At 42.2% G+C, this 8,939-nt stretch carries 7 protein-coding genes; 2 read left to right on the top strand and 5 right to left on the bottom strand.

Going from position 1 to position 8,939, the window contains the following annotated elements:
* Positions 1–322 precede the first annotated feature (322 nt).
* The 4 genes from CAG69_RS15840 to CAG69_RS15825 form a co-directional block, all read right to left on the bottom strand.
* Entirely contained in the window at positions 323–1,588 is a 1,266-nt protein-coding gene (locus CAG69_RS15840) for a DUF1835 domain-containing protein (protein ID WP_161445075.1), read from the bottom strand.
* Between the two features lie 366 nt (positions 1,589–1,954).
* Complete coding sequence (locus CAG69_RS15835; RefSeq protein WP_161445073.1) at positions 1,955–4,120, bottom strand: polysaccharide biosynthesis tyrosine autokinase; 2,166 nt, start codon at positions 4,118–4,120, stop codon at positions 1,955–1,957.
* Positions 4,121–4,175: 55 nt separating this feature from the next.
* Positions 4,176–4,616, bottom strand: a complete 441-nt coding sequence (locus CAG69_RS15830; RefSeq protein ID WP_031780663.1) for an arsenate reductase/protein-tyrosine-phosphatase family protein — start codon at positions 4,614–4,616, stop codon at positions 4,176–4,178.
* Between the two features lie 130 nt (positions 4,617–4,746).
* A complete protein-coding gene (locus tag CAG69_RS15825; protein WP_006740798.1) occupies positions 4,747–5,865 on the bottom strand; it encodes a polysaccharide export protein in 1,119 nt (372 codons plus the stop codon).
* A 455-nt stretch (positions 5,866–6,320) separates the two neighbouring features.
* On the opposite strand from CAG69_RS15825, the gene CAG69_RS15820 reads away from it, so the two are divergent.
* The gene (locus tag CAG69_RS15820) at positions 6,321–7,214 is read left to right on the top strand and encodes a hypothetical protein (RefSeq protein ID WP_005397797.1); all 894 of its coding nucleotides are present in this window, start codon (positions 6,321–6,323) and stop codon (positions 7,212–7,214) included.
* Positions 7,215–7,278: 64 nt separating this feature from the next.
* Here the strand turns inward: CAG69_RS15820 and nfsA are convergent, their stop codons facing one another.
* Positions 7,279–8,001 carry an oxygen-insensitive NADPH nitroreductase gene (gene nfsA, locus CAG69_RS15815; protein ID WP_161445071.1) on the bottom strand — a complete coding sequence of 241 codons (723 nt, stop codon included), beginning with the start codon at positions 7,999–8,001 and terminating at the stop codon, positions 7,279–7,281.
* 195 nt (positions 8,002–8,196) lie between these two features.
* Here nfsA and CAG69_RS15810 point away from each other — a divergent pair, with 195 nt between their 5' ends.
* On the top strand, positions 8,197–8,838 hold the full coding sequence (locus CAG69_RS15810; RefSeq protein ID WP_046875716.1) for a MarC family protein: 642 nt from the start codon (positions 8,197–8,199) through the stop codon (positions 8,836–8,838).
* Positions 8,839–8,939 lie beyond the last annotated feature (101 nt).

Below are 8,939 nucleotides of genomic sequence, written 5' to 3'. Positions count from 1 at the left end.
GAGAAAATACGAAAGAATAATCCTCTAAATGGTTAATAGATGTGAACTTTATCACTAATAAAAATAGGATTTTAACTAAATATTAACGAGTTGGCCGGATGAAAAGTTTGTATTTTAACACTTTTATCGAATATACAACCGATAACAAAGAGGATTTACAATAAATTTTAATAAGAGATAGAGTGCATACTCTCTTTGAGTGGATGCATTTCTGCATAACTATTTAAGTTATATTCAGGCTAGCGGTCGCTTCTTTAGGGATAATTTAGTATTGAGTGTTCATCATAGCCAACGAACCCTTTATGCTTTCATATTTGTCTACTCAATGATGGTTGGCAAGTGTAGTTAGTTGGAGGTGATCCCAACTCCAATAATTCTGATTGGTATTGCTAATACCCCCAACCCAATAGCATTGCTTCGCTAGCATGAAGCCTTCCAAACAATGCTGACCAGCATCAGTGATATGGACGCTCTGTTCCCACCAGTCCCTTTCACGTGACTCAATCGTGATTAAAGGCGTTTGACATTGTGCTAGAGGGAGGAGTAAGGCGTAAAACATCACATCGCCCAAGTAAGGTAGAGGTTCACGTTGTTGATATTGTTCAAACCAATCTTTGATGAGAATTGAACGATTTTGAGAACTTAGGACCTCTAATGCAATCTGCTGAGTCAAGCTTAATCCTGTTTGTGAATGAGGTAACTCTTGCATATGGCGTATGAGCACGTTGAGCATATTGGGTAAGCAATCTAGATCATGCTGCTCGATCAAATTAACCATAGAGATGGGTGTCGGTGATGTGACAGCGTGCCAGGAATGTTTAGCCTGACTGAATAATTTGGCTGTCACGGGTTTGCGGTATTGCCAACAAGCGCGAATAGCCTCTTTAGGCAACTGCCCCAAACCGATGAATCGCTCAGTGCCAGGGAACTGGTTCAACTCAATGATCTCTATCACCTTGTTTTCTACATTCTCTAACAAGGTTAGGGCACGAAGCAGCATTAATTGGTCATAGCTGTCATGTTCGACCCAAAAGACGATTCGTTCAAATGTATCACTGAGCAGCGTATCAATATTAGCTTGCTCAAATTTGACAATATCCTGCACTGAATCTTCACGCTTCATCACGGGCAGCAGAGTCTCTACGACATATTGGGCACGAATGGCAAGGAAGTTTTGTGGTGTTGCTGGTATGGGGCCAATACAAAGCGGATCTATTAGGGCTAAAAACGTTCCCTCGAATCCGCTGTCTTTAAGCCGTTGCTGAATATCATGCCCACAGCGGACATGGAGCGTTTTTAGCTCGCTATCAAGAGGAGGGAAGTGTTTTTTGATGGCGTCTTTGTGAGCTTCTAACTCTTCGACATGCGCTTTTAATTTACTCCAACTTGGTAAACCTAATTCTCTGGCTAGCGAATGTTGAACGTCAGCTAATTGAATTGTATTGGGAGCTAATGATTCTGGTTTGGAGTGAAATCGCTTAACTCGATCCAGCATCTCATCATCGTGTTGACGTATAGCTTTGAGCCTTTTTTTAGCAACGGATTTTTGTTGGTTAATGTTGATTAAGAAGCTATTTGTAGAGTTCATTTTTCACCTTTCTTATCTCTTCCACACCCGCCCAAATAGAAGCTCAAAAGAAGGTAAAAACAGATTGTTCCTGCTATACAGAGCAGGGTAGAAGAGTTGCCGTGAACCAAGTTCTTTCCGCGAGTGTTGGGGGCTTTAGGCGTGAGCAGGCTGATAGTAGAGTTTCACAATCCATCATGCAACTATTCATGAGAGAGCTGCATCACAAAATATCAGCCCCATTAAAGAAGTGCTGAATAGTTTGACAGCCAATGCCTATATACATGCTAACAACCATCTGTTTTCTAGTAGATATGCATTACAGGATCCAGTAATAAAAAAGCCCTGCTAGGTCTAGCAGGGCTTTGTAATACATGTAGATATTAATTACTCGCTCTTGTAAGCGTAGTTATAGTAACCGTAACCATATCCGTATGAGTTTGACGCTTTCTTCTCTACGGCGTTTAGAATCACGCCTTTTACTTCCACGCCGGATTGTTCAAAGCGGCCTTGTGCGACTTCAATTTCCTTCAAAGTCGTTTGATCAAAACGAGCTACCATCAGTGTTGTTCCTGCGATTGCACCAACAATGCTTGGGTCGGTAACCGCGAGTACAGGCGGCGTATCGATGATCACAAGATCGTACTGCGCCGACATTTCGTCAACAAAGCTCTTAAAGCGAGGATGCATCAAAAGCTCTGACGGGTTTGGTGGTACTTGGCCACGAGTAACCACATCTAGATTGTCGATGGATGTTGATTTAATGATATTGCTATGGGATGTCTTGCCGCTCAAATAATCAGAAAGGCCGTTATCCCAACGTAAACCAAAACATTGCTGCAAATAACCTTTACGCATATCCGCATCGATAAGCAGTACTTTCTGACCTGTTTTCGCAGCGACGGCTGCAAAGTTTGTCGATACGAACGTTTTACCGATAGATGGTGCTGGACCTGAAATCATAAGAACATTGTTCTTCGCTTCCATCATCGCAAAGTGCAGGCTAGTACGAAGACTACGCAGGGCCTCGATGGAAAGATCGGCCGGGTTAGCTTCAGCAAGAAGGACTAGCTCATCGTTGCTGCCTTTGTTTCGTTTAAGCTTGTTTGCAAATTCCAGTTGTTGAATAGATTTTGGAACGCTAGCGTAAACAGGCATACCAATCTGCTCAATTTGATCTGGTGTTTCTACACCACGGTGGAATGCCGCACGAATTAATACGAAAGCCACGCCTGCCATGCCGCCAAGCAGTGTTGCTAGCACAACGATAAGCGCTTTTTTCGGCTTGATTGGCTTCGAGAACGATTGAGCGTTATCTAAGATTCGAACGTTGCCAACGGTTCCTGCTTTAATGATGTTGAGCTCTTGAACCTTGTTCAATAGCTGGATGTAGATTTGTTGGTTTACTTCTACATCGCGCGTCATGCGTAGAACTTCACGCTGTGTTTTCGGTAACTTTTGAACTTGTTTATTAAGACGCTCTTTCTCTTTGAGTAGCGTCTCACGTTTATCAAGCAGAGACTTATAAGCCGGGTGATCTTGTGTAAAGCGCTGGCTGATTTCACTCTCTTTGAATGTCAGCTCATTTAACTGCGCTTCTAATTCAACCATCACTTTCAGCGTTGATTGAGCTTCAAGGCCTAAGTCGATAGATTCATTTTCTTGACGGAATCGATTTAAAACGTCTTCAGAAGCGGTCAGTTTTGTTTTGATGTCAGGAAGGTGGCCTTTCAAGAACTCGAGACTTTGCTCTGCCTCTGCTGAGTTTCTTTGAACGTTTTGCAAGAAGTAGTTCTGGCTAATGTCGTTCAAGATAGCTTGAATCTTAGCGCGATCTTCACCAGAGAAGCTTAAAGAAATAATCCCGGTTTGCTTACCACGTTCGCTAATCGATAAGTTTTGTTGCAGTGCATTGATTGCATCTAATTTGCTGATTTTACTCACGGTAAACGAAGCGCCTTCCTGCGCTATCATTTCTGTAGCTAAGAATTGATAGCCGTCCTTTTCAATGAGCTCGCCAACCTTACCTTCTAAAATGACGTTATTGTCATCTTCTATAAGTCTGAACGTCTGTTTTTCAGAATCAATAACTTCGAGAGTTAGAGGAATTCCAACTGCGTAAGAAGGGGTATTAAATCGTGAAACGCTCAGACTGATTTGTTCGCCTTGCAGTCGAGCTAAGCCCTTACCGACGATAGGCATGTAATTCGGAGAGACGACCGTGGTTAAGTTGAATTTATCAACTGTGCCACCCAAAATCATACGAGATTTAATGATCTCAATTTCTGTTGTTGCTGATGACTCTGCTGAAAACAGCTCTCCCATATCACCAACCATCGCTGAAATACCACCGGAGCTCTTACTTTCAATTTGGATAAGAGCGTCAGCTTTGTAGATAGGTGTTGATAGAATGGCAACGCCGACGCCTATAATTGAAAATAGGACTACGGTACATAGAATGAGCCATTTGGCATCAAGAATGATCCCAAATAACTTTCCCAAATCGATCTCATCGTCGGCTTGACGTGATTGCTTAATAGTTTGTGTTGTCATTACTTTAACTTCTTAAATACCTTGCCATTGGCGTTTATTTATTTAGCCTTGCGGCTTATAGTTTTTGAGACCACGCTTTTGCTGCTTTTTCTATAAGCGTATAAGCATGTTCGAAGGCTTCTCTACTTTGTCTGTATGGATCAGGAATGTTTTTTTCACTTATCCATTGTCCAAACAGCATCGTTTTGCCTCGTGCCTCAGGAGCGACTTTGGTTAAGGCTTCTAAATGACCTTTTTCCATAACCAATATCAGATCGTATTGAGCGCAAAGCTCAGGTGTTAATTGTCGTGCTTCGTGTCCATCTAAGCTTACGCCATGTTCGTTCGCGATGGTGGTTGCCATATCATCAGCAGCTTTTCCTGTTAAATGACTTTTATCCACCGCGATTCCCGCTGACGCGACATGTTTGTTTGGTAGTAAAGACTGCAAAAGCCGCTCTCCTGTTGGAGAGCGGCAAATATTACCTACACAGACGACAAGAATATTAGAAAACAAATGCTTACCCTATTTTAAATTGTATGCCTATGATCCCAACTGAATTGCTTGCTTCTTTATATTGCACAATTGAGCTACGTAACTATTGAATGCATGCCGCAAGAGATAACTTTCTTGCGGCACGTCGTTTTTACGGCCAAGTGCGTACTCGTAGTACACCTTCGGTTAATTCGTTAAAGCCGGAAATGGTTGGAACAAGTTGAGCAATAACGCGGTTCCAACGGCTAACAGGCGCAGCTGTTACATAGACTATGTCGTATGGGTTGAGATCAAACTCTGTTCCAATCACCAAAGCAGAAGCATCAGAAACATCTAACTGATAAATGTCCGCCATTTTAGCTTCTTCTTTTGAACGTCTGATGACGAAAACGCCAGTAGCATCGGCGGAGATCTCATTAATACCACCAACGCTACTTAGAGCTTCAGTAAGGCTCATACCGCTGCGATCAATTTTGAGTAGTTTTGGATCGTTAACTTCGCCCATAACAAATACTTTTTGTGCATCGTTACGGGGAATATGAACAATATCACCTGGCTTTAGAAGACGGTTTTGAGTTAAGTCGCCTTGTTGCATCAGAGCATACAAAGAGACATTTTCAACCACACCGTTTCGCGTCAGTGTTGCATTACGCCAATCGGCTTCGGCTGCCAGTCCGCCTGCTCTATTCACGGCATCAAGAAGTGTAAGAGGAATGTTTGTGATTGGTTGTTGCCCTGGCTTGTTCACTTCGCCAGTCACATAAGTCTTTTTAGAGCGAAATGCTGCAACGCTTACATCGACTTGCGGGCTCTCAATGTATTTTGCAAGACGGTTGGCAATGTCTGCACGAATTTGGCGAACGTTTTTACCTTCAACGTGTACAACGCCAATGTAAGGGTAGAAGATCGTGCCATCCGAATGCACCCAGTTACCTGCTTCGGCTGAACTACGATATGAGCCAGCTGGGATCGTGAGCTCTGGGTGGTCCCAAATAGTAATATTTAAGATATCGCCAGGTCCTACTTCGTATTCATACTTGGCGATTTCAATATCTAACTCTGGATTTGGCTTTGAAAAAGGATCTATTGAATTTAAAGAGGTCACTCGCTCCAAAGTTAAAGGATAAACCGTAACCTGCGATTCTATATCACTCGATTCAGTGCTCATTACTGTTTTGTCACTGACCGAAAGGTGGCTACCAGGCAGAGTACACCCTGTAAGAAGGATAGGAAGTACTGATATCCCCAAAAATTTATTAAATGTGTTCATTGGTTTATAACTACCGAAAGAAAGTTTGCCGACTGAAATTGGTTCATTCTAATTGAACTGCATTTCATCAATGTTGACGATTTACTGCAGTTTTAAGCCTTTAGAAAGCGAGTCCATTCAGAATTATTTGTGTAATAAACACTCCAAATGGCTGCTAGCGACTTAGAGCTCTTAGTTTCATTTATGAAGGTGAAAAATCTACCCCACAAAAATAGTCAACCATTATCCATCTGGTTGCAATAAAGGCAACTACATACTTAAAAAATACTTACGAATACATGACAAAATTATGTCTATTTAGCGTTATTGAGATGAATGCATGATTTTGCACATGTAAACAGGCAGGAATGTGAAAAAACTCATGCCAAAGTTGTATGCATCCTATTTACACCATATGCAACTGCCGTTATGCTTCCTGTTGCGGTCGGATATAACAACAAATATTGGAGCTAATTTTGAAAATCAAACTTTTAACGGCAAGTGTGGCTGCAGTCCTACTAGCAGGTTGTGGTAGTGACAGCGATCCTGAGGTAAAAACATACTCAGTACAGGCTTATGATCCAGCTGTTATCGGCATGGAAGTCTCTTACGACTGTGGTGGAGATTTAAAAGGTAAGGCTGATGAACTGACAACAAACTACAAAGGTATGGTTGGCTATGCGCGCATTAGTCACATAGATGTAGTTAGTGCTCCAAGTGAGTGTACTTTCACATTAAAGCACACTGATAAGAGTGTAGATGCATCTAATGGTAAACGTATTACAACTGATTACAAAATTCCAAAAGGTCTAGCGCAAGCAGATGCACCTGTAACAGGTTCACCGTTTACTACTCTAGTAACGGATACTTTGGAAGAAGGTGCAATTTACACGCCAGAGGTTGCAGAGCAAGTGTTTGCTGACTTAGGTCTTGATGTTAATGCGATGGGCGTTTCCGTTAATGATTTGCTTCGCAATACTGAAAGTGTAGTTAAGCAGTTAGATGAGAGTGGTGATGCTGCAACAAAAGCATTAGCGACTAAACTGGTTGCTACAGCGAATGTAGTTTCAGATGTCATTAAAGCGAACCCTACGGCTTCTCCGAAAGCAATTTCAGTAGCAGCTAAAGCTGTAACTGAAGAGGTAATTAAGAAGAACCCAAATTACCCTAAAAATGATTCTGGTGAGGTTATTTACGTAGAGGTATCTGAAGAAGATACTAAAGATGTTGTTAACCAGGTTGAAAAAGAGATCGAAGCAGGAAAACCTGTAGATGATTTCAAACCGGTAGTGCCACCGATTCCAGATGCGAAGCCAGGCAAACCAGTTGATCCTGTTGATCCGCCATCAGGTGGTTCAGGCGGTAACTAATTAACTGTACTGATAATTAAAAGGCCTCTCAGAGGCCTTTTTTGATCCTATCGTACTGTGGTCATCACCTTTTAGTGAGTCCTTTACTGTTCAAGTAAGGCAGGATGTGCGGACGTGATTCGCCAGCTAGTTTACTGGTGACTTCTTGTGACCAAGTGCTTTGTTTTTGATTGCTCGAACGGTTTGCATAGTAGTTTTGCATGGTTTGGTCATAAGCCTGAATATCATCCAAATTTAGGTCTTGATATTGATTCTCATGCACCACGACATGAGCAGGTAGACGTGGCTTAACTTCAGGGGCTTGATCTGGATGACCAAGACACATACCAAATAAAATGGCTGTATTTTTAGGTAAGCCTAATAACTCGTCGACTTTTTGAGCATTGTTTCGTAAGCCACCAATATACACGCCTCCTAGTCCCATAGACTCTGCTGCAAGTAAGCAGTTTTGTGCCATGATGCCAGAATCAACAGCACCGATAAGTGTTAACTCGGTGAAATCAGCTTGCACATCAGGATTGATACTTGCGTGGCGCTGGTAATCAATGCAAAACACCAAAAACTCAGCAGCGCTTTCAACGTACCCTTGATTCCCCGCATATTGTGCCAATAGCGTACGCTTTTCTTTGTCGGTCACGCGGATAATTGAGACGACTTGCAACATACTTGATGAAGACGCCGCAAGGCCAGCTTGTAGAATCGTTTCTAATTGTTCGCTTTCAATAGGTTGCGAGGTGAACTTTCGAATTGAGTAGTGATTGAGAATTGTTTGTATCGTACTGTTCATGGTGACTTAACATCCCCTGTTACATGTAAAGGCTGAAGCCTCACCTTAGCGATATTTGATGAGTCGGTAAACTATCTCAAAAGAAAAACAATGCTTAGCGCATAAGTGTGAAGATGAATAGAGAATACATCACTCGTTCTGCTTGAGAGCGTATATACTGTTTTTAGAATCAACAATTTAACTGCAGTGGAAAATATGAAAGAACTCATCGTTCATACAGTCACGGTGTTTATGGGCTTCTTTGCGATCATGAACCCCATCGCCAATATTCCTATCTTTTTGAGTTTAACGGCTGATGAGGACAGGGAAACCGTACGTTCCATGGCGCTTCGTTCGGTTTTTATTGCATTTGTCATCATTGCGATATTTTCGATCGCCGGTAAATTAATTTTTGATTTGTTTGGTATCACGCTGTACGCCTTGCGAATAACGGGCGGTATCTTGGTGTTTTTGATCGGTTTTAATATGCTTCAAGGTGATTCGACGCATCAGAAAACTAAAGAGAAAGCGTATTCTCCAGCGCAGCAGCAGGCGGCGTTGAGCATTGCCGTTTCTCCACTTGCAATGCCGATATTAGCAGGGCCTGGAACGATTGCTACCGCGATGAACTTTGCTACGGCGGGTGGTTTTGATCAAACCATTATTACCATCGTTTCTTTTGCTGTGTTGTGTGTTATTACCTATATACTGTTTTTATTTGGAGACAAATTGGTCAAAGCAGTTGGACCGAGTGCTCTGAACGTCGTGACGAAAATGATGGGCTTAATCCTAGCGGTTATCGGTACTCAAATGTTTATTGATGGCGCGGGCGAAGCCTATAAAACTGTTTTCTCATAGGCGTCTCCATCTCGTCTAAATCCACACCTACATTTCTAGCTGGTGTGGATTTTTTGAACTTTAGTTTTCACTTTCTAAGAAAGAAATAAATAGACTTCACC

This window comes from Vibrio sp. V43_P6S15P86, assembly GCF_009904725.1.
In the GTDB taxonomy this organism is placed as follows: domain Bacteria; phylum Pseudomonadota; class Gammaproteobacteria; order Enterobacterales; family Vibrionaceae; genus Vibrio; species Vibrio diabolicus.
This window is presented reverse-complemented; position numbering and strand designations above follow the sequence as displayed.

Coding starts and splice junctions, on each gene's coding strand:
- CAG69_RS15840 (WP_161445075.1), bottom strand. CDS start 1,588: ATGAACTCTACAAATAGCTTCTTAATCAACATTAACCAACAAAAATCC.
- CAG69_RS15835 (WP_161445073.1), bottom strand. CDS start 4,120: ATGACAACACAAACTATTAAGCAATCACGTCAAGCCGACGATGAGATC.
- CAG69_RS15825 (WP_006740798.1), bottom strand. CDS start 5,865: ATGAACACATTTAATAAATTTTTGGGGATATCAGTACTTCCTATCCTT.
- nfsA (WP_161445071.1), bottom strand. CDS start 8,001: ATGAACAGTACGATACAAACAATTCTCAATCACTACTCAATTCGAAAG.
- CAG69_RS15810 (WP_046875716.1), top strand. CDS start 8,197: ATGAAAGAACTCATCGTTCATACAGTCACGGTGTTTATGGGCTTCTTT.